The sequence below is a fragment of the Methylotuvimicrobium buryatense genome (assembly GCF_005931095.1).
GTDB lineage: Bacteria > Pseudomonadota > Gammaproteobacteria > Methylococcales > Methylomonadaceae > Methylotuvimicrobium > Methylotuvimicrobium buryatense.
On the sequence record NZ_CP035467.1, the window covers coordinates 3,813,357 to 3,836,838 of the forward strand.

The following is a 23,482-nucleotide window of genomic DNA, read 5'->3' on the forward strand; positions in this document are numbered from 1 at the left end:
GACCGTTCGTGCTGAGTAAAGTCGAAGCATGAAGGGTCTACAACACGTTCACCGGCCTGGTGAAGCCTCAAACTACCGTTCACCCTTTGACATGGCTCTCCTGAGCGTAACCGAAGGGCTCTCAAGAAACAGCTAATTTAGTTATTCTTAATCAATAGGTTACAGGATAAATAAAATCATTAAATAGGCCTTCAAACAGCTTGAGGCACGAGGTCAAATCCGAGTGTTTTCGCCTTTAGTTGAAGATACTTAAGGGTACGGTCATGGAATTTCGCTTCATATTCAGCTTGTGATTGCTGAACATACTCGGTGCCCTTCGTTAACATGGCATAGATTAATCGGGCTAATTTATGCGCTGTGGCGGTGATAGCTTTTCCTTTACCCAAGCGAGCCGCCGTTTTTCGGTAATAGGCGCCTAATCCGCATTGGCTGCGATGCAATCCTTGCGCCGCTAACTTAAGCGCACGCGCCACCCGGTTAGGTATCCGTTTGCTAGCGCCTGAAAGACGTTTGCCGCCTGAGATTCGGGTCCCTGGGCATAATCCCAGCCAGGAACAAAAATGCTTGGCCGTTTTAAACTTGGATAGGTCCGTACCTAACTCCACCAAAACTTTAAGTGCCGTGCAAACATCAATACCACCAATCTGGGTTAAATCAACGCCTGCCCATTCCCTCAAAGCCTCCTGCACATCAAAGCCGGGCGCATTCTTGCCGCCTCGCTTGGTTTTGCCTTTGGCCGTTTGCACGTCTTGACGACGTAATGGAGCAATGAGGGTCTCCAACTTCGCGTCTGCCTCAGCGATTAAGGCTCGATAGGTGTCATAAAGCGATAAGGCTTGCGACAAGCAAAATAAATGCTCTGCTTTCCATGTTCCTTCCAAGCTCTTGGCTATTTCAACTTCACTTGCCTTGATGCGGTAATTTCGATGTTTGGCCAGTTCGATAGGATTTCGCTCCCCGGCGACAATGGCTCGTATGATGTTCAGTCCAGTTTGTCCAGTGATATCCGTGATGACATTGGTTAATTGCAGGTTCATCTGTGTCAGCGCTTTTTGCATGCGTTGTACGCAACGCGCTTGGTCTTGCAGCAACGTGTCGCGCTGGCGCGAGACGGCACGTAACGCGCAAACATCCGCAGGCGGGCGAAATGCCGAACTGAGCAAACCAAAACTCATCAATTGCTGGAGCCACTGACAATCCAGGACATCGGATTTACGGCCCGAGACATTTTTAACGCTACGCGCATTGACCAACATCACCTGAATGCCATGTGCTTCCAAAACCTCGAACACCGGAATCCAATAGACGCCTGTTGATTCAAGCGCGGCTATCGTAATGCCGCAGTCCAGCAACCACAAGGCTAGCGCATTGAGATCTTCGGTATAACAACCAAATTCCCGCACCGACTCTGTCGCGCGATCCGCCGGAACCGCCACAAAGTGGCTGCGGCTACCAATATCAATACCGGCCGCATTGGGATACTGAATATTCAATACTTTGCTGACGCGCATAGCCATGGGCATAAACTCCTGATGAAAGTTCATAAATAGCCTTGCCAGCTGGGGACATCGTCTTGCTCATTCTCTCAAGCGGGATGCAAAAGCTCACCAAAGTCGCCGACGTCACCAAACCACACTCAGACAACGGGCAATTAGCACCAGTGCTTATTCGGTCTTTGCTGGTAAGGTCCATATATAATACACTTTCAACGGTAGCCTTCCCCTGTTTCTTGCTAACGCCATGCGACCGAAGGGCGCTTACTTTGCTCAGGGCGAACGGTAGTTTGAGGCTCTCAACTGCTCTTTTTAGGTTTAAGATTTCGTGATTATACTTTTCGCACTTCAAATTTTGGCCGTACCCGCGGAGGCGCCGAAGCGTTCGATCCCTCACCTCACCTAACGCTAGGTAAGAGGCCAGCATAGAGTATCTACATGGACGAATTTTCCATAAGCGGGCCGCCTGCATTGCCGTTGACATCGACCCAAAGATAGGGCAACCCCAAAGTCTCTAGCCAGGCAGGGCCTTGCTCTTCTTTAAGCATCGCAATGGTCGAAGCACTACCCGAAACCACGCAAAAGTCGCCGACGACACTAACCGAAGCCAAAAAACGCACCGGCCACCCTGTTTTAGGATTGAGAACATGGCCATAGCGCACGCCGCCGATTTCTAAACAACGCTCGTAATCGCCGCTGCTCGCCAAGGCCCCGCTAACCAAACCCAATGATTGCATGACCTCGCCTTTACGCCGCGGATGCGCGATGCCGATTTGCCAAGGCGAACCGTCCGGCCGGGGTCCGACGATTTTAATATCGCCGCCAAGATTGATCAGACCATGCTCGATGCCGGCTTGCAAGCATAACCCGGCGGCGCGATCTACTGCATACTCTTTGACGATTCCGCCGAAATCAAGCTCCATACCGAACACAGAAAAACTTAATTTCGGCTGTTGCCAGCCGATCTTATGCCAACCGATTTTCTCCAATAGCGCTCGAATTTGCCCTTCATCCGGCAAGATATTCCGGTCGAAACGCCAAGCCTTGCGCAAGATACCGGAACTGATATCAAACAAGCCGTCACTTTGTTCGTAGCAGGTTTGTGCATAATTCAACAAGCCGGCCGTTTCGTCATCGACACTTATCGACCCCGCCCGAGCGGCGGTACGGTTTATTTCGGATAAGAAACTATCCGATCGGTAACGCGAATATAAACGCTCCAAACGCTGCACATCGGCGATAACGATATTCGCTGCTTGTTGGGCGGACTGCCGCGAGCGAGCAAACAACTGTATCTCGCAGGGCGTACCCATGGCTTTAAAGTTGAATCGAAAATAGTTTAGGGATGGCTTTTTCAAATCGAAGTTCAGTGGGCGTGGCAATAGAGACAGGACTTGATTGTCGTATACCCATCGCAGATCAAAATTCGGCCCCATTTTGATCTACGAGGGTAGAATTAAAACATATAACTCCACGATGCAAACAGAGAGCCCTTACGCTCTAATTGGAAGCCGTTGACATCTTCATGGACAGGCTGCAGCCATTCGACGCTTAAATGATTACCGGAAAACTCACCGCCCGGCACTACGACATTCAAACCGAAACCGACATCCCAAAATCGGCCGCCATAGTTTCGCGGGTCATCCAATGTGGACCCTGTCGGATTGACGTTATTGCAAGGCTCGGAAGCATTAGAATAGTTTACCGAGCAATTACCCGCTATCGGATTGAATCGACCGCTGATCGACCCTTCGGTCGTATAAACACCACGCACGGAACCGGACAGCCAATTGAAAATACTATAGCTACCCCAAGCGGTAGCTTGAAACATATTACCCAGCGCATACCCGGATGAGTTTTGATTCTGCATACGGACAGTTCCGCTTGCTTGCGCGCCCCACGATAACTTGTCGTACTGGCCAAGATAAGTCAGACTCGGTAAAAAATCCCAGGTCCCGCTACCGAGTTGCATTTGGTAATGAATAAAACCGCCGTCTTGCGTATGTTGACGATTGAGCTTCATGTCGGTATCGCCCGTCGGAGCGCTAAATCCAATCCCTAAATTCACATGGTGACCGCGATGCTTAAACAGCTTAAACATGCCGAACATCAAGGTATCGCCAATCCCCCCGGTCTCATGTCCGCCATGCAAGTGGTCGGCTCCTACGTTAACCGGCGGATTGATACCGGTCAATGGCCGTTGATTCATACCCATATCCATAAACATCGGCATCACCATGATATTAAACCAATCGGTCGGCGCATACATCAGATCGATCATATGCATATGCATGTCATGAAAGGTCGGCACCGTTCGATAACCGTTGGCGACCATTGACGTATCGCTAGCTTTACCGGTTCGATTCAGCATATTTCCGGTTTCCCGAAAATACTGATACACATACCCCACCATGAAGTCGCCTTCCTGATTAAGCATGTGCCCTCCGGTACACATCAAGCCGGCCGGCATGAGCGGTTCGTGCTCGGTCATATTATGGTGATGATGGCTATGATCATCGGTCAAACTGCGTCCCAAATCGGAAAAATTAACATTGAGTTCGGCATTTGCAACGAGAAAGTTAAAATCGGCATAAGCCGGCTCGCCTCCACCGCCGATTTTCCAATCGCCGCGATGCATGTAATATTCCACGGAAGCATCGAGTCTGACACCCTTAGTGAATTGCTTACTGACCGTCACACCGCCACTCAGCGCGCCAAAGCCTGAAAGCCTGTGATCGCTGGAAAAGGTTTGTGTCGGCAGCTTGCTGTTATCGCTGGAATCCCTTGCGTTGCCAGGGTCATCAGACGGACCGGCTATCAAGAAAGGCGTATAGAAATCGGCTTCGCTTTGGGAATAGTAACGCACCCGAGGCGTGACCGACCAGCCCAAGCCCAACGGCTGCACCCAATCGGCATCGAAGGTATGCGCATTGATACCCCAATCGTCGAAATAAAACCGGTAATCGAAATGCAACGCGGCATCGAGCGGATTGATATATTGCACCCAGCCTGTATCGAAACTCCATTGATTGCGCAATTCCGGCCGCTGCTCCAAAAAGGCCTTCGATTGACCCACATATCGTACATCGGCGGGGCAATCCAAGCCGAAATCGCATTGTCCCGAAACATTAGAGTCGATAAAAATCGCCGTGACGGCTTTATAAGGGTTGCTCAAATAACCGGTACTGCGGGTGTAGCTAGCACCGAATTTAGCCAACGCGCTTTTGGTTACAATTTGCGTCAAGCCTAAATTGACCGTCCAATCCTCGCGTTTACCGCGCAGCACATTTTGACCGAACGGAACGGCTTCGAGCTTTGCGTATCGGGGCTGTAACCCAGGCAACGCGCCATCATACGCGCTGGTATTGATATAATTTTGCGCGTCATGGTTAAGCAGAGCCGACGTCGAGCTGTTCGCATAGCTCAAGCCTCCGCTGACCGTGGTCGTTTTTTGATTGAAATCGAGCGTCATGCCCAAATTGGCAAAGCGCGACTCATAATCGTTTTCGATGGACAATCCTCCGCCTGCGCTGACTGTAGCCTCATCCCATTCATAAGTCAGGTTGAAACTGCCTTCCTTGCGAACTTCCGGAGAGGCAACCGACATCGTATGAACATTTCTTTCATCGACTCCGAGACTTCGCACTTGAAATGAATTCATATCCAGCTTCGTGCGAATCGGTCTTAACTGCGAGTCAAAAAAGACTCTACCCGCAGCCGAGCCACCCGTATTTAAAAACGGCGAAGCCCCCGCCATCGTCGCGCCGGAACCAAATGCGACATTGCCTTGACGAGTTGCCGGTGCGGTACTCACCGGCGTGGCGCCGGACCAGGTGTCTTGCACATACTTGAAAGCGAATTTGATACGGTCGGCCAATCTGACATTCGCGGTCGTTTGCAGACTATCGACAGTTATCGGTTTGAATTGGCTTCTATTGAGAACAACTTCACCATCTAAATTGGTCACTTCACCCAAATCGCGTCGACTCTCTTCATAACGGCCGTACTGAAAAGTAAACTCATTGTCTTGCGCCGCCGCCGGAGCCAGTCCAGGCAAAATCAATGCCGCGGCCGTCAATGCTTGTAAACTGGTTCGCGCCGGCTTGCCATCGTCCTTGACAGATTTGGATTCGTCAATAACAGCCACAACCGCCTCCAGTTGCAGAACTACCCGCTCCTGCCGCTTCGCGGCTACCATAATTGTGTCCACGCAAATCGTTTAGCAACGGATGGCGATCCAATGCCATTTGCGGCTTGGCCAGAGTGCCTCGCTCCCACGGCTCGACCGTCGCACAGCCCTGCAATGCGAAACCCCATATGAAAAAATACCAAGGTATTAATTTAGTCAATACATTCATGATTTAGTGTTCTTATTATTTTTTATACCCATCGCACTCAAGCTCCGGCATTGACCTACAGAGGTACCGGGCCTTTGCTGCACTGCCATTAAGTTAAGGATTTTTCCGTTCGCCCTGAGCCTGTCGAAGGGTGAATGGAAAAATCCTGGGTCGATAAGTTAAGCCGTCCATGGTTCGACAGGCTCACCACGAACGGCTTAACTTAATGGCAGTGGGCCTTTGCTGAGGACCCCGGTGCCAAATCTTGATCTACGGAGGATATATGCTCCAATCCTAAGCGCTTATTCCATCAAAACCTGTTCGACTGCCTTTCTAAAGTCCAAAGCCTCACCGGAGCGAAATCCAAGATGCACTTTTCTAACGATACCGTTCCGGTCGATTAGATAAGAAGACGGCATAGCTTTGACAGCATACTGTTGAGCACACTGCTGATTAACGTCGACGACGACTGAAAATTGCGCAGGATTTCGCGCCAAAAAATCCTCGGCATCTTGCAAATTCTCGTCGAGATTGACAGCAATCACCTCAAGGCCTTGATCCTTGAGTTCGCGTTGCATTTGCGACATAAAAGGAAACGATTGCCGACAAGGAACACACCAAGAAGCCCAAAAATCGAGATATACGACTTTTCCTTCGAGCTCTTGCCAGGAAACTGCCGGATTGTCTGGCATTGCCGCCAATTGACATTGCGGGGCCGGTTGGCCAGTTAAGTCGGCATTAGCGGGATTAAAAAAAACCAGCGAAGCAAAACCGGCTACCAATGCTATCAATTTTGTACGGGACATTTTTTATTCGTTAGTTAAGGGAACAATTTTTCAGTTTTGTGTATTACCTTTCGCACTTCAAATTTTGAAATGTGCGTATGGATTTCGTCCATTTTTGAGTCAATACCAAACAATAAAAGTATGCAATAACAGGACCATTTTACCCCTCCACATTTGTCATATGTTTGTCATATTTAAACCCTACACTGAATTCGGCTTGATTAGCCGCCATTATTATATTGAAGATGTCACCCTTCATCACCGAAAACCGGCAGTCTGATCGCCATGGATGGCGTGTAGCAGGGCAAGCAACTAGAAAAACGCTTCTGCATTTTCTGCATTCATTACATCTACGTAACTCAGCAATTGCCGAGGAGAAAAAAATCGTCAAGCGCCATGGATGGCGTGAGTGCAGATTTTGCAGGAGTAAAAATCTGCACCGCTACCGATATCCTCATCTTCGCAGCACGAGCAATCTTTAAAAAATGCGGGATATCACGCACAACATGAGTTAAATAACACAGTTTAATTGAAATCCCACTCTCCGGGCAGCATCGAAAAAACAATGTAAGCCTGCGAGAACCTCAAGCGCCACGCGACCTTACCGATACGTCAAGACAACAAAACCCAAATCAACCGAACAACTTCCTCCTTAAACCCGCCACCTTCCTCCGACCGATTCAAAAGATATCGGATAAACCTAACAGATAATCGCAAATATTCGTCAATCTAGCCCAACATCAACGCACCATGAAAACTAACAGCATGATTTTCTTGCTTTATCTCTAATTAACAATAATCGTTTATACCTTTCGCACTTCAAATTTCGGCGATGCTTAAAGAGGCGCCGGGGTGATCGGTAAAGACTATGCCAGCATGGATGCTGGCATAGAGCCTACATAGACGTATTCACGGCGTCCTTTGACGATCACCCCGGTGCCGAATTTTGATCCACGATGGGTATAACGATCAACATGGAGGCTTGGCACGAGTCGGCGTCGTTCGGTTACAACCGAATTACCTTGATCCTATAAAAAGCATTTTTTGCACGAACACACACGAAAACCACAATAATATTCAATTAGTTATACTTTTCAAATTACCGGCTAAATGTATGATTCAAAGATTTATATAGCCCCATGATTACTTTCGCGACCTTCATAAACTGACTGCCGAATTTAAGTTGATAGCCTAATACCCGATAAATGCGTTTTATTTTTATGCTATATAACACAGTTTAATTAAAAAGCATGCACCCTCTCAATAAAAACTGAGCCTATCAGTAGGATATTAAATCATTATTTATTTTTGGCATGCTTATTGCCGATACCCCAATTCAAACTCATCTTTCTCGCCGAGAAAGCTGAAATGAAAATAACAACTGCCAATTAATTAACCAGAGGAACGTAATGACAAACATCACCATAAAAAAAACCCTCTTTGCCGGGCTAAGCTTAGCGCTTTGCGGATTGGGCTCAAACGCCTACGCTCACACCGGAATTCAAAACCAGATCAACGGCACGGGAACTACCTATAACAATATTGTCATCGGCCACACCTGCGCACTCAACGGAAGACCTTTACCTGTCACCGCACAAAGCGTGGTATTTCCCACGGTCAATCCTTATTTTACCGTTGGTATAAGTCCAGTAACCGACCTCAAACTGGAAGATTTTACGAACAGATCGACCTTGGCCGGATGGCCGCAGCTGATTCAAGATAACAACATTTTCAGACGTCAAAGCGAAAAAACCGACGCCCAGGGTAACGTCATCGGTTTCGAGGGCATCAATGGCAGACTCGACCCTACCTTACATGGCTTAGTGCCATTTCGCACAGCCGGCATTAGCTTCAAAGAGGACACCACAAACATAGTCGGGGCAGCCTGCATTCAACGACTGCAAATAAAAATCGCGATTGCCGATATTTGCAGAAACAAATTTCCTCCCGTCGAAGGCACAGCAAACACATGGATACCGAATACCACTTCTAAATTCACTACTGAAATGAACCGTGCCACTTCAGTTCCTCGTAGCGGCGCGCCGGCGACATTAACGATCAACAACCCCAATTGCGCGGAAGGCGAAACCGTGGTGATGTGGCCATCCGATCAAGACGTCGACGCCAATTTGCCTATCCAAAGAAGATGGGGCCGATAACCAGTAACATCCGCATAAGCCGGCCCTACCTTTAGTTACTGTTAGCGAAATAGCCGCAAAGCCACAAACACCCTTCGGGTGCTTGTGGCTTACCTTTTTCTCAAAAGCCCCAGACATTTCATCGAGAATCGCACTTTATCATCACGAATAGACAATGAAAGCAGCATCAACCGAACCATTCCCATAAGCCTAAAAAGAGCAGTTGAGAGCCTCAAACTACCGTTCGTCCTGAGCCCTTTGGCTGCGCACAGGAGAGCCCTGTCGAAGGGCGATGGGCATACCTTTCGCACTTCAAATTTCAGCATTAGCCTATGGAGGTGCCGGGGTGTCCGGCAAAGGCTTTGATAGCATGGATGCTATCATAGAGCCTACATGGATGTATTTACGGCGTCCTTTGACGGACACCCCGGCACCGAAATTTGACTAGCAAAGGGTATAGTTTGAGGCCTCACCAAGCCGGTGAAAGTGTTGTAGCCCCTTCATGCTTCGACTCGACTCAGCACGAACGGTCTACAACACATGTCAACCGCTCTTTTTAGGATAAGCACTAAAATGATGGATTTTTCACCCCAACCCTCACTCATTTATTCATCAAACAAACAGAGGTCTTAATTATCATGCATGCAAAATCTGTTTTTTTTGTCAAAACCGCTGTTTTGACCTCCTACTTAGTCGGCAATACGACATGGGCTCATGACCTTACCGGCAACCTTGGAAGCCCAGCCGGAATAGAGAACGTCTATACCGTCACCTGCGCAAACAACTCTACCCGCATGGAGGCGCGGCTTCGCGCGATATCAGGCCCAACCTTAGCCCTGCACATAGAAAAAGACGGACTTTCGAACGAAACAAGCACCCCTGCAAGCGGCTTTAGCCCGATGATTGACATTCCGGGCGGCGGCGGCGGTTATACGGTAAGCATTAGAAAATTCGACGCCGGCACTTCCCTCTTCGCGCTCGAATACCATTGCCAAAATGAAACCGATCATACGGAGACTTCACGTTCGACCGTAAAAACCAACAGTCCTTTAAATGGAGGAGGCATAGTGCCCGATCTGAGTTCATCCTTTGAATTACTGACCGAGTCCATTATTAGCGAAGGCGAAAACTTCTACGGCGGCATTGCGGTACACGACAACTGCCAAGGCGGAACCGGCAACACCCGCGTCATGGGGCATAGCGTCTTATTTCCGACGCAAGCCCCTATCGTGACTCGCATCGATACGGGCGAAATCCGAGCATTAAGCAATGAATTGACCGTTAACAGCCTAGCCAATCTACCGCAACTCATCCAAAGCAACAGCCTATCGGCCAGACAAAGCGAAAAAACGAATGCCAATGGAGATGTCATCGGTTTTAACCATATCAGAACCCGACTCGCTCCAGGCTTAGAGGGCCTTATTCCATTTCGCCTAGGACGCATTCAGTTCAAGCCGGAATCGTGCGCTAGAAACCTAATCATTCAACTGGCCGTGGCCGAGATCTGCCGAGGCAACGCATTCCCGCCTCAACCGGGAACGGCTAATCTTTGGATACCGAGCACGACATCCCGTTTCAACAATGACTCGATTCACGGCATCGGAGAGGCGCCGACACTGACCGTCCAGCGTGATTTAACGGCCAATCCATTACCGGGAACTTGCGACCTAGGTTATGACGTACTGATTGAGCCTTCATCGCAAGACATTGATAATAACCTGCCGATTCCAAGATTTTGGAATTAATGCGTCAAATACCGATACCTCGACGCCGAAGCCCAACACACATCAACCGATTTGAATTGATGTAGCATAGGCGCTTAACAACGATTGTCACGACTCAACGCCATGGACGGCAACCTTAACTGCCATGTTCTTTTTGGATGAGCAACTTGGAAAACTTAACCACCCCTTATATACCCTTTCACAACAATCGAGGGCTAAATTGGTGTGCCGCCCCCCGCCGAATGAGGTTTTTAAACGGCGTCTGCAACATTTTCGGCCATCCCGCATGGCCGTTCTTGCGTAGGATGGGTAGAGGCGGAAGCCGAAACCCATCGTTTTCCACCCCGTCGAATGAACATGGAAACGATAGAGGCGTAAATATACCTTTCGCACTTCAAATTTCGGCGATGCTTAAGGAGGCGCCGGGGTGATCGGTAAAGGCTTTGCCAGCATGGATGCTGACATAGAGCCTACATGGAAGTATTCACGGCGTCCTTTGACGATCACCCCGGTGCCGAATTTTGATCCGCGATGGGTATAATTAATTCACGACGGGTGAAACGCACTATAATAGTGCAAAAACAGCCCGTTGGATCGACTCATATACTCGGCATTCCCAATCAATTTTGCAATTAGGCCGTTACAATAGCCCCCTCAATCCCGGCATAATGCCGAATATAGAGCTTTAGCGCTCGTCTCAACGTTTCCTTTATTAACCTGGCAACGATATTGCTTAATTTAAATTGAATTTGGAATTGTGGGATTACGAGGTAATCTGTATTAGATTCCTTTTCAAAGGGTCATGTTATTTTCGATTTACTCTTATTCAAGGGGATTATCATGAAAAAAGTTGCCGTTCGACAAATGACAAAAAGCGAAGACCGAAGCGGTTTGATCAAAATGGTGGTGTTACAGCTTGTTTCCGTCACCGTATTGGTCGCAATCCAATTGATGTAGCTTTTTTTGTTTGGCCTATGGCGCAACAATCCGGTTTTTTCCGAAAATAATGGCTTTCGGCTAATCAACCGGTTCGAAGCGCTTAACTTTAAACTTTCAAACCCTTCCCACATGCCTGTGAAACCAGGCATCCACAGCCACGGACGGCTTGCCAAGCGGTTCAATTGCCTTGAATATCGGCTTCGTTTTTAGCAGGCTCTTTTTCGTCGTCATTCTCGGCTGATGCAAAGGCTTCCATTGCGCGCCTTAACCAACTATACACCCGCTTGACCATCATGGCTTCATCGTCGTTAATGCTAACTTGACGATAATGCGTATTGTCTTTTGCCGCCAAACGTCTTTTCGCAGCGCTAACAGCCACAATCGGCATCTCGCGACCAACCAATAGGTCAAGTATCGGAAGTTCGGCCTGTCTAATCCATTCCAATGTGCTAGCGGATCTATTACCAGTCACCGGAATATCGATCATCGCCAATGCCTTAATATCGTCTTGCAAAGCGCTTTGAGCCTGCAAAGCTATCAATGCCCCCATACCATGCCCGACGATCGCGATAGTTTCGTATTCCTTTTTTTCCAAGAAATTTATTGCCGCTCGTAAACGTGCCGTCGCCTCGACAAACAAGTCAAAATAATCTTCCGCCTCGGCCCCAGACTCTCTTAACGGCATCTGTAGGGCTAACGTGGACCAACGATGTTTCGGCAACTCGGTTCTAAGCCCATGAATCAATGGCTTTCTGTCCGGATGCGCACCTTTATCGTGCAATATAATTGCCGCTTCTTTGATATCCGGATATTCGGTCTCGGTATAGATACTTAAGAATTTGCGTTCATTCGCTTGCAGCCAAACAATTTCGCCGATATTCAAAGTTGCGGCAATTCGTTCGGCGTAATCGGCCTCACGGGCGGCATCGGTTGCACCGCAAACAACGCTCCAGAATCCACCGATGAATACCAACCAATATTTCAGCCTATTCACCGCTTAACGACTCATTTAAGAACGGGCATAAAATACCTTCTTCAAATACTGGAATGGGGTTCGGCAGCAGGGAGCTGCCGCCAAGCCCCCATGGATGGGTTTACGGCGTTCCTCGACAGGCATACCCCACACCCTAAAATCGGCGAAACTGCTCAAACTGGGAATTGCTGCCGAAACTCTACAAAGCTTACTGTTTCGAGAATTTATTTTGCACATATTCCTTAGCCAATCATCGGGAAACCATTTGCGTTTTCCGGTAACGCGATTTGATCGCCATCGCCAAATCGTGAACCGCCATCGCATAATAAGAACTTTGGTTATAGCGAGTTATGACATAGAAGTTGGGATGACCAATCCAGTAATCATCGCCAATAGATTTTCTCAGTAATATTAAATGCAACTTTCCGTCGCATTGGCAATAGCTCGCCGGAATAACTCCTACTTGCTTGAATTGAGACAGCGTATATTGATGATTGACACCGGTTTCAAGCGTATGAGCTTGCGCACCGTTCAGTTTAGCAGGCGTCACAACCGGTTGCCCCGGTTGCCAACCGTGTTGCGCGAAATAATTGGCCACACTGCCGATAGCATCTTCAGGGCTCCATAAATCTTTGCGCCCATTCCCGTTAAAATCAACAGCCCATTTTAGAAAACTGGTCGGCATAAACTGTCCCAAACCCATCGCGCCGGCAAACGAACCGACCGGCTTGGACGGATCAAAACCTTCCGAGCCGGCCATGATCAGAAAGTTTTCGAGTTCGCCGCGAAAATAGTCGCCGCGGCGCTTATAGTCGAAAGCTAATGTCGTCAACGCATCAATGATACGGTGACTGCCGATATAACCTCCATAGGAGGTTTCAACACCGAGAATGCCTAAAATATATTCTGCCGGAACGCCGTATTTATCTTCCGCTCGTCGCAATGTCTCGCCATGTTTCATCCAAAACGAAACGCCGCTGTTGATATGGCGCTCGTCCAAAAATTGCGCGCGATAACGCGTCCAGCCGCCCGGCGCCGGCTTCGCCCCCGGTTTTGCGGCTTGATCCGATTTATGCAAGTAATCCAAGGTCCATTGTTTTCGTTTCGCCTGTGAAAACAAGCCATTTAAATAATCCCGGCTGAAACCATGCTTTTGAACCATGCCATCGATGAAACGCTGCAAATCGCTATACCCCGCATAGTCTCCGGAAACTGACGCGGCACGATAGGGACCGATTTGTTTAGGCTGTAAGGAGGGTTTAGTAACCGGTTTGGCAACAACCGGAACAGACGCTTTATCGGCAGATTTTTGAAACGGCGGGTGCTGCTGAGCGGTTGAGGAACATCCGGTTAGCATTAAAATAACGACGGCTATTTTTTTATACATCTTTAGGTTACCTGGCGGAAAAACTCGATTCGAAGACCTATTATAGAGTCCTTAAATCCAAATTAAGAGTTAAAAATTTTTCCAATCCACAATAGCGTGCTTAGCCTGCACTACATTAAAACAACCGTTGCCTTTCTGCGATTTGCCGAAGAAAAACATAACACCCTAACGCCGCGAGTAAATGCTTAAGAGTATGCCCGCTAATACCATATAACCAATGGTAGACAGGACTATCCGCGACCTCAAAAGTCTTCGCCACACCATATAAACCCAAAAAAAACCAATAGGCACGCCCATGGGTAAAACGGGGTTTATACATCACTAATATCAACGGCATCAGCAGTAACGGCAAGAATTGAACTAGACCGTATAAACGTAAATCGCCACGGCCTTGCAACTCGCTATAGTACCAGTAAAAAACGGAAACCAACCCAGTTAACAGTAGCGGATACAATAACTTAGACGCAACCTCTTCAGATATATACTCGCCGACAATCACCGAAAAAAATGACATAAAAGCCAAGGTTATCGGGAGCCTATCCCAAATCAATGTGCGGTTATTCGGGTCGAGGTGATAATAAATCGAACCGAATCCCACCAAGGCTACGCTGCTAAAAAACAGTATGTAAGACGGTAAAACGACAACGACGATTTTAGAACGATCTACGGAAAAAAGAGTCTTGATACCGACTAACCCTACCAAGATAAATGGCAAGTTGGATACAACATTGAAAAAGTGCTTGATGCCAAGTAATTCTCTTTGATCGGCAAACTCATGATAAAACCTATCTTGGGGAATTGCCGGAAAAAAAAACATCAAGATAACAGAAATCAAAGAGATGGTTATTAATATCGAAGCCCGATAGTCGAGATTATTTGTCATCATCCAGCATCCTTCGAGAATTGCAAAAAGAATCATAGTCGCTCATTTTTGAAGGCCATATCAAGTAGCTATAGAGACTCTTGATAAACAACCACCCGATTTCGTCCACTATGCTTGGCTCGATACATCGCCTTATCGGCCGCTTCGATCATCGCAGGATAACTTTTATACTCCGGAGTATACATGGCCAAACCGACACTGACCGTTAGTTCATGATTGTGGAAACGCTCGCTCATGACTTTACCACGCTGCTCGATTTCACCCCGTATTCTTTCTGCGTAACCTAATGCGCCGGCTTGATCGGTATTGCGCAACACAAATAAAAATTCTTCGCCGCCATAGCGACCGATCAAATCACCTGGGCGCGTCATGCTCCGTAAAATATCCGCAACAATCTTCAAAACATCGTCACCCGCCTGATGACCGCACACATCATTAAAATGCTTAAATCGGTCGACATCGATAAAACCTACCGCGATTTTTGTCAATACCTGAGGCTCGCTTTCGAAAAGACGCGCCAAAAACTCGTTTATTACACGCTTGTTAAATAACTGCGTCAACGGGTCGATCTGAGACTCCTTTCTGGCTAGGGTATACTGCTTGGCATTCATCAACGCGATACCTAGCTCGTTAACGATCGGCAACATTTCACCGAGAATTTTTTCATCCATTCCCCGACCGCTTAACGAATTATCGGCATAGAGCACACCAACCAACTTGTTATGCCGCAAGACAGGCATTGCGATAAACTCATCGACATTGATCCTATGAAGCATTTTCCGGTCGAGATTATCATCCTTTCTTATCAAGACCGGCTTTTTATTACGCAAACAATCCAACAGCTTACCGGTGACTTCACCGATTGGAATTTCAAACGGTTGCAATTCGTCTTCAAGAATCGACTCCGGCCACCAATGCGCGGCAATCAAGCCCCGGCGTTTCGGGTCGATATTTAACATTATGATTCGATCGAAACCGAAATCACTTTGAATCGCCTCTAAAGTCCACGGTAAAAACTCTTCCGGATCGAGACTCCGGTGAGGGATCGTTAAAATTGAACCGTTCGAGGCCACACCAGCATTGTCTCCATTCGATCTTTCATGCCGGGTTTTGTTGCCGATGACGCTTAGTTTGATTGTCGCCTGTACCAGTGTCGCTCTAAGTTTATGAATATTGGGAAATGAAATACCGTAAAACTCTCGGGTATTGGCCATTTCCCGATCGACATGCTCAAGTAACTGCTCCAAATTCAACTTATCGATATCGATAATTTTTAAGACTTCTGCTTTTAGATCCGGACTACAAATTTTTTCGCTGGACCCCACCCCCTGAACCCATGCAATATAATTGGCAAATGAAATAATCGCGGTCTCGGTTTTAAATTGAGCATACGGGGAATCGGCGGGCGGCATTTCGTGATGAAAACCGATCATTGCGGTAATCGCAGGAGGTAAGTTCCAAGTCGCGCAGAAAACTAAACCGATTTCGGTATGCGTTAAGCCGAAAAAAGTTTTCTCGCTTTCCATCAGCGATCGATCGCTTTTATCGTATGCCGTTAAATAATCGCTATACGACACACGCCCATAACTTTCCAATACGACTTTGCCGACATCGTGCAACAAACCGCCTGTGTAGATCATATCCGGATCGGGATGTTTCAAGGTTACGGCAATCGCCTTACTCATCGATGCGACGAACAAACAATGCTGCCAAAAAAACATCTGATTGAACGATTGCTTCGATTTATGCCTTATTAGCCGATTATAAAATAACTGATCCAAGGCGGCCTGCCTAACGGCTGAAAACCCGAGCATATTGACTGCATGCTTGATCGAAGTGATTTTTTTAGGCAGACAAAATGCCGCCGAATTAACTATCCTTAGCACTTTAGCCGCCAACGCCGGCTCCGTCTCAATCACTTTCGATAGATCTTTTACTCGGGTGTTTTCATCGTTGGTAAGTTTAAGTAATTTAATCGCTGCAGCCGGGATCAACTGCAAATGTCTGACTTCCTTTTTTAGAACCGCGCGAGCCGCCTTGGCAATCCCTGCGGGATAGCCAAGCAAATCTTCGTTTGCTGAAGCGGTATTGTTATCCATAATAGTGGCTGCTTATATCGATTATCGTTAAAAATTGCAGAATGCAGGTAGATTATGTGAAAAACGTCAAGCCGGCAATGTACAATTACCCATAACCTCTACCCTAGAACATAAAATTTCAATAGTTTTAACACCTTCTGTTCGTACTAAGAATTTCGTGACAAATAACTTTCTGAAGCTATGAGCTTAAGAACGGATTCGGTAACTCGCTTGACAACCACCGACACCTGATCATCGAATTACCGAACCTACCTACTCTAAAATAAAGAAGTTATTTATGACCCAATCCTAAGCTTGTCGAAATACGTTTTGATCCGGCATTAACACCCATACATTTCTCAAACTCATTGTACTTTGATTTAAAGCACACCACGAACCGTGCGATCTCTTGAACGACTCGGAAGCGCCACCCCGGGTCCAACCGACAGAAACCAGGATAAAGATTATATGATTTTCAAGCAGATATTTGAGAACTATGAAACGTATCAAGCAAAAGACATCCAAATATAAAGCGATTGTCCAGTGATATACCCGTCGTAGATCAAAATTCGGCACCTGGGTGTCCGCTAAAGGACGCCGTGAATACGTCCATGTAGTCTCTATGCCAGATCCATGCTGGCAAAGCCTTTATGAGCGCCATGGATGGGTTTACGGCGTTCCTCGACAGGCATACCTCACACCCTAAAATCGGCGAAACTGCTCAAACTGGGAATTGCTGATATTTCGCCCTCCGCCCTGATTTTCCCGATGACCTGAATTACATTCACTTACCTAATTTGAGTACTTCTGCTATATTCACTCGCCAACAAGAAATGAAAACACATTCCGAATCATCATTTTCAGACGGAAAATTACAACAACAATCAATGCTATCAGGACGAAAATATGTCAGAGTTTATTTATGTGTTAACCGTTATTTATTTTATTTTTGTGGTTAAAGAGGCCGAGGGGGAGAACATCACTGCATTTTGTCTTCGTGTATTACCAGGCATTTGGTCGCCTTTACAAGAATCGTATTCAAATCTACGCGATCGTTTCTTTAGTTTAATTAACTTTAAACCGGCTAGCTTCGCGTAAAACAGCGCATTGAGGACTTACCGCAAAAAATGGCCGAATCAAAAACTTACCTGAATGTGCCGTATGCGCAAAAAGATGCGGCTAAAGCGCTCGGCGCAAGATGGGATCCTGCCCAAAAGAAATGGTATGTTCCAGGCAATAAGGACATATCACTTTTTTCGCAATGGCAATCACAAGAGGCAGCACCCACCTTGAATGCGGATCTCGGAGCTGGATCAGCTTCATCCATCAAAAAAAGCCACACAACCAATAACCCCGGCTCGGGCGTTATTACCTATGCAACGGATAAAGACTTTGTAGCCTACAGCGGCGATGAGCCGCCATGGGAATAACCTCAGCTTGGGAAATAGCAGATGGAAGAAGTGTGCACAGCATGGACGTCGCACTCAGGCTCCGATACACATTGAAATCGCTTGTATACGACCTCGCTCGCTTCGGCTGACTGCAACAGTTCCATACCAATCACCAGACTGAGAGGAAGCCCCCATAGGCTCCAACTTAAGGAAAGACGCGTCATTCCGCCAGGGATTGGCGGAATCCAGTGCCGGGGATGGCAATGCATAGCTTACATCCATGCAACCAGGATATCGGCAATCCATGCCGATATGACGTATAAAGCCACAAATACACCATAAATAAAATAGACACTAAGTTGGCGCTTATGCCGCCCCCTCCTCCTATAGGAGCTTACTTTGTTTAGCACGAACGTATTCCAAACGCTCCAACTGATTATTTTTAGGATGAACTTATCATAAGAGCCGACTGGACGCTTCATTAAGTCAAACGTGGCGCGAAACAAATGTAATTATGTATAATTCTTAGGCTTACTCTCTTAATCGAAAAATCATTTAAGAATGAAGCGGCTCGGAATACGCTAATCGAGGACTACCGTGATCCGGTTCCAGGAGTTTGGCGTCAGCTCGAACACCATCCTCGCTAAATACGTCCCGCCTTCATAAAAGCAAACAACTTACCAATTAAAAGTCATTATATATCAATATATTACGCTTAATTCGCCATAATGCCGAATATTTAAAATATTTTATAAGGATGGTTTCATGAAACTAATTGATTTTAAAAAAATAACCGAAAGAACCGAACCGATTGGGTTCGCAAAGGAGAGACAGCAACAGAGAGCGTTGCTATCTAAGGGGTACAGCGTTTTCTTGGCAGGCATCATATTTTCGCTGCTCACGCTCGAAGCGCAAGCTGCAATCACCTCGATCGATCCACAGAAAGCAGGTCATGGTGCGGAGATTGTTATTGAGGGTACCGGATTTGGCAGCAACAAGCCGAGAGTAACACTAATTGAGTCCAATCCTGCAGGCAATCGCGCGCAAAAGGTGGCTCTTCGAGTCATTGCTAATAATGATACAACAATTACCGCTCAACTCAAGGGAGGCAAAGCGGACAACTATGTGCTCGAGGTGAAATCCGCCGGCACCCCGGCAATAAAGGCAACGCAAGAATTTACCATTGCCGCGCCGGAGAATCTGATGCTATCCGCTGAGCAGGGCGAGGTCAACGACGAAATCGAAGTTTCCGGTGATTTCTTCGGAAACCGCCGCCCTCAAGTATTCATTGGAGGGAAAAAGGCAAAAATAACTGATTTCGGTGAAGACTTTGCCGTAATTCGGATTCCTAGAATCGCCAACGGACTACACGAAGTAACCGTACGCAACCGAGCGGGAGACAGTGTTTCTTCTACATTGTTCGAAGTCATCAACAGTCCCGTCAAGTTGAAAAAACAACACCGGTTAAACGTAAAATTCGCCGGCAAAAACTATTCGGTCGCTGGCATGACGCTCAATGCCGTTTACAGCCCGGTCACCAAGCAAATCACGATCATGGCACTCAAGGTATCCGGCATGTCCGTAAGTAATTTGACTTTGACCGGCCAAGTGGATCTTGGTAACTTGCCCGCTGCGATTGGACCTGGATTCGGGCCTGGCGACATCATTTATCAGATTCCCAACGTGACTGGAAATAGCCAATATCAGTCGGAAAATAACTCCGATGAATGGCGCATCATTTTCCATCAGTATGAAAATGGCTATCTTTATGGCTCTTTCAGCGGGTTTCTGCGTAACTCTCTCAATAAAAACGAAAAGCTTCAGATGTCGTCGGGTACTTTTACCGTTAAAGTGTTGGAATAGCGATTTAGGACTCCATTAAAAGTGACTTCCGCATTCCCCCTCTCCCTCCATACGTATCTACACATCTTTATCATTTATAATCATGCCGTTATAAAGTTTCTGGTTTTTTATGAAGATAGGGACTAAAAATTGAAGTTTTTAGTCTAGTCTACTTTTTTCCTAGATTACAGAAAAATTAACTTAACTAATTGTTTTATAAAGCTGAAAACTTTTGTAGATACCTATATTCTAGCAGGAGAGGGAGCTTTTTCTTAACTTAGTGGCAGTGCACCAATCATAGGCGCTTTAAGCGACGCAAGAACAGTTGCCGAGGGAGGCGCACAAATCCCCCCTGCCGCCGACATCTTCCCTAGCCGCACCTTATATAACCATCGCACTTCAAATTTCGGCATTGACGCATGGAGGTGCAGGGGTGTTCGGCAAAGGCTTTGACAGCAGGGATGCTGTCACAGAGCCTACATGGACGTATTCACGGCGTCCTTTGACGGACACCCCGGCGCCGAAATTTGACCAGCAAAGGGTATACTTTATATTTAGTTAGCCATTTTTGAATATATAGGGAGTAGGTTGAGGTTTTAAAAAATAACCATGGATCCATTATGAGTAGCATTTCCGTTCAAGCCATCGCCAAACAAAGCCGTCTTGCGGCACGTCAATTATCATCGACATCAGAGTCACTGCGTAATCTTGCGCTTTCAAAAATGGTCGACTCGCTTCAATCAGCTAAACGCCGAGTTTTGGAAGTCAATGCCGAAGAAGTCGAAAAAGCTCGGCAAGCCGGACAGTCGAATGCACTGGTCAAACGTTTGACGATCGACGATAAAGTTTTTCAATACATGATATCCAGGCTAAATGAAGTCGCTCGGAGGCCGGACCCGTTAAATCGCGTACTTGAAGGCCATACCAATCCCGCCGGGCTCCAGGTATTTAAAAAATCGGTACCGCTTGGCGTCATCGGCATCATTTACGAATCGAGGCCTAATGTCACCACCGATGCCGCTGGTGTCTGTATCAAAAGCGGTAATGCCGTCATCTTGCGAGGCGGATCGGAAGCACTGCAAACCAACATGCTCCTGACCGATGCGATGATTGAAGGCGCTGTAGCAGCAGGACTTCCTGATCATGCGATACAGATTATCCGCACGCCGGGGCATGAAGCCGTTGGAGAACTGCTCAAGATGGACGACTATGTGGACGTATTGATTCCGCGCGGCGGCAAGGACTTGATCAAACGTATCGCCGAAGGCACCCGAATTCCCGTCATCAAACACTACGACGGCATCTGTCATCTCTATATCGCGGCAGACGCCGCTCCTACTCAAGCGGTCGATCTAGCAATTAATTCGAAATGCCAAAGCGTTCAAGTCTGTAACGCACTTGAAACCTTATTGATCGACCAAAAATGCGCGGAACAAATGCTACCGCTGCTTCAGGCGGCATTTGACGCAAACCATATCGAGCTACGCGGCTGCGAAAAGACACAAAAGCTCTTACCAAGTATTGCCCCTGCGACAGAAGAAGATTGGCATAGCGAATATCTGGCGCCGATACTTTCAATAAAAATCGTCAACGGCATCGATGAAGCAATCGATCACATCAATCACTATGGATCGGGGCATACCGATGCCATTGTTACGCAAAGCCTTAACATGGCTCAACAATTCGAGCATCAGGTTGACTCGGCCTCGGTATTGATCAATGCTTCCACAAGATTATCGGGCGGCGGCGATTACGGCTTGGGATCGGTAGTCGGCATCAGCACCGACAAATTACACGCCCGCGGCCCGGTCGGGCCGGATGAACTGACAACCTATAAGTGGGTAGCCTATGGAAATGGTCATTTGAGGAATTAACCTATACCAGCGTAGATCAAATTCGGCACCGGGGTGCCCCATAAGCGCCAACTTAGTGCCTATTCTATGGTGCGTTTATGGCTTTATTCGTCATATCGGTATGGGTTGTTGATATCCATGTTGCATGGATGCGGTGCTACGCATTGCCATCCTTGGCCCTGGATTCCGCCAATCCCTGGCGGAATGACGCGTTCCTTCCTTAAGTTGGCGCTTATGCCGGGGTGCCCCCCTCAAAGGACGCCGTCCCTGTAGGCTCTATGCCAGCTCCATGCTGGCAAAGCCTTTGCGAGCGCCATGGATGGCGTGAATGTCGATTTTGCAGGAGCAATAATCGACCTAGCACCCCGGTGCCTCCTTAGGCACTGCCGAAATTTGAAGTGCGAAAGGTATACAATGCAAACTCGATAAGCGGTCCATTAGAGAATAATAACGCCACCTTATCTCTAAGCCGCCTCTTTCGCTATCATATAATCCATAAAGTCTTTGCAATCAACCGGAATAATTTCTAACCCCAGCCGTTTACAGAATCGTTGCTCCTTCACAGTAGGGTTTTTCCGCATCACCCAACCTTTCGGTTCGCTAGCCGCGTAAACGATGTCGCTCATGACCATACGTTCGGAGTCACGGTTCAGCGGCAGACCCAGCAACAAATATTTCTTATCCTTCCGATATTCTTTTAAAAATTGCGGAATCGCGAATCCGCCCATCAATTCGGTAATGTAGTCGACATAATCGGCATCCGAAGCGATGTAGTTCGACACCGGTTTAGGCGTACCCATCGGCTTAAACAAAATCGGAATGTTCGAATTTGCGTCGGCCTGGTCGATTTCGAGATACTCTTTGCCGTCGTAGTGAAAAATCTTGAATCGATTTTGACTGGCCGTTATACGCGCGACGCCGACAATCAGCGTGTGCTCGACATCGGCATAGCTGTCGAGCAATTGCGTATCGCGATTAATATCGACGACATAATGCGGCCGCCATTCGGCAAGCCAATTATGGATACTCGCCCGCGTCCAATCCGAATGACCGTAAACGCCGTCCAAAAACTGGGTCAGAAAATTCCTCCCCCGTTTCAATTCTCGATTCATCGCCGCTCGGGGAAATTCGTACATCAGCTTCGGCGCCATCGGCTGCCCGTCGTTCATCGCCAAAATCAGGCTTTCGCTATCGGCTGGAATCGGCTGACCGGTTTTTTTATGATTTGAATCGAATAAAACACCCGGGCCTAAGTAAGGTACAACCTCGTTATCGTAGAGACCGGAAAGAATTTCGGAAAAGACGTTGTTGTTCATGTTTTGCTCCTGTTTGAATTAACATTCTAAAGTGAAAGCAACTTCCGAACCAAACATATATCCCTTTGTAATATTTGAATTTTTTTATCGCAAATTTGAAAATCAGCGAATTCTATAGGCAACATAACATTAACACTTGTCGGGTTTCTAACAACCCGACTTCTACTCATCAAATACCCTGCACTGCCTTACTATACTCAATCGTAGATCAAAATTTGGCACCGGTGCGCCCGTCAAAGGACGCCGTGAATACGTCCATGTAGGCTCAATGCCAGCTCCATGCTGGCAAAGCCTTTGCCGAGCACCCCGACGACTCCTAAGGCACTGCCGAAATTTGAAGTGC

General features: G+C 47.3%; 15 protein-coding genes. 5 read left to right on the forward strand and 10 right to left on the reverse strand.

The features are described 5' to 3' along the window. Positions 1-191: 191 nt before the first annotated feature. From EQU24_RS16985 to EQU24_RS17005, 5 genes are all read right to left on the reverse strand, one after another. On the reverse strand, positions 192-1,517 hold the full coding sequence (locus EQU24_RS16985; RefSeq protein ID WP_017840197.1) for an IS110 family RNA-guided transposase: 1,326 nt from the start codon (positions 1,515-1,517) through the stop codon (positions 192-194). Positions 1,518-1,927: 410 nt separating this feature from the next. Beyond that, a complete protein-coding gene (locus EQU24_RS16990; RefSeq protein ID WP_138767204.1) occupies positions 1,928-2,806 on the reverse strand; it encodes an FAD:protein FMN transferase in 879 nt (292 codons plus the stop codon). A 143-nt stretch (positions 2,807-2,949) separates the two neighbouring features. Then, positions 2,950-5,640, reverse strand: a complete 2,691-nt coding sequence (locus EQU24_RS16995) for a DUF3570 domain-containing protein (RefSeq protein WP_040575916.1) — start codon at positions 5,638-5,640, stop codon at positions 2,950-2,952. After that, positions 5,627-5,851, reverse strand: coding sequence for a DUF4266 domain-containing protein (locus EQU24_RS17000; RefSeq protein ID WP_083877869.1), 225 nt, complete (start codon positions 5,849-5,851; stop codon positions 5,627-5,629). The genes EQU24_RS16995 and EQU24_RS17000 overlap by 14 nt, the downstream gene beginning before the upstream one ends. Positions 5,852-6,132: 281 nt before the next feature. Further along, complete coding sequence (locus tag EQU24_RS17005; protein WP_017842429.1) at positions 6,133-6,636, reverse strand: TlpA family protein disulfide reductase; 504 nt, start codon at positions 6,634-6,636, stop codon at positions 6,133-6,135. 1,388 nt (positions 6,637-8,024) lie between these two features. On the opposite strand from EQU24_RS17005, the gene EQU24_RS17010 reads away from it, so the two are divergent. Beyond that, positions 8,025-8,774, forward strand: coding sequence for a hypothetical protein (locus EQU24_RS17010; protein WP_017842427.1), 750 nt, complete (start codon positions 8,025-8,027; stop codon positions 8,772-8,774). 617 nt (positions 8,775-9,391) lie between these two features. Beyond that, entirely contained in the window at positions 9,392-10,498 is a 1,107-nt protein-coding gene (locus EQU24_RS17015) for a hypothetical protein (RefSeq protein ID WP_017842425.1), read from the forward strand. A gap of 1,096 nt (positions 10,499-11,594) precedes the next feature. On the opposite strand, the gene EQU24_RS17020 is transcribed toward EQU24_RS17015, so the two are convergent. The 4 genes from EQU24_RS17020 to EQU24_RS17035 all read right to left on the reverse strand — a co-directional run bounded on the left by EQU24_RS17020 (position 11,595) and on the right by EQU24_RS17035 (position 16,758). Continuing rightward, positions 11,595-12,410, reverse strand: coding sequence for a DUF3530 family protein (locus EQU24_RS17020; protein WP_017842423.1), 816 nt, complete (start codon positions 12,408-12,410; stop codon positions 11,595-11,597). A 229-nt stretch (positions 12,411-12,639) separates the two neighbouring features. Continuing rightward, on the reverse strand, positions 12,640-13,776 hold the full coding sequence (mltB, locus tag EQU24_RS17025; RefSeq protein ID WP_017842422.1) for a lytic murein transglycosylase B: 1,137 nt from the start codon (positions 13,774-13,776) through the stop codon (positions 12,640-12,642). Positions 13,777-13,891: 115 nt separating this feature from the next. Beyond that, positions 13,892-14,695: a ceramidase domain-containing protein gene (locus EQU24_RS17030; protein ID WP_138767205.1), complete on the reverse strand. Its 804-nt coding sequence runs from the start codon at positions 14,693-14,695 to the stop codon at positions 13,892-13,894. Positions 14,696-14,727: 32 nt separating this feature from the next. Further along, positions 14,728-16,758 (reverse strand): HDOD domain-containing protein, encoded by a 2,031-nt coding sequence (locus tag EQU24_RS17035; protein WP_017842420.1) that lies wholly within the window; start codon positions 16,756-16,758, stop codon positions 14,728-14,730. A gap of 1,106 nt (positions 16,759-17,864) precedes the next feature. Between EQU24_RS17035 and EQU24_RS17040 the strand changes: the two genes are divergently transcribed. The 3 genes from EQU24_RS17040 (at position 17,865) to EQU24_RS17055 (ending at position 21,844) form a co-directional block, all read left to right on the forward strand. After that, on the forward strand, positions 17,865-18,167 hold the full coding sequence (locus tag EQU24_RS17040; protein ID WP_017842419.1) for a DUF5710 domain-containing protein: 303 nt from the start codon (positions 17,865-17,867) through the stop codon (positions 18,165-18,167). Between the two features lie 726 nt (positions 18,168-18,893). Further along, positions 18,894-19,991, forward strand: a complete 1,098-nt coding sequence (locus EQU24_RS17045; RefSeq protein ID WP_017842418.1) for an IPT/TIG domain-containing protein — start codon at positions 18,894-18,896, stop codon at positions 19,989-19,991. Positions 19,992-20,590: 599 nt separating this feature from the next. After that, entirely contained in the window at positions 20,591-21,844 is a 1,254-nt protein-coding gene (locus EQU24_RS17055) for a glutamate-5-semialdehyde dehydrogenase (protein ID WP_017842417.1), read from the forward strand. 443 nt (positions 21,845-22,287) lie between these two features. On the opposite strand, the gene EQU24_RS17060 is transcribed toward EQU24_RS17055, so the two are convergent. After that, positions 22,288-23,139 carry an SIR2 family protein gene (locus EQU24_RS17060; protein WP_017842416.1) on the reverse strand — a complete coding sequence of 284 codons (852 nt, stop codon included), beginning with the start codon at positions 23,137-23,139 and terminating at the stop codon, positions 22,288-22,290. Between the last annotated feature and the right edge of the window lie 343 nt (positions 23,140-23,482).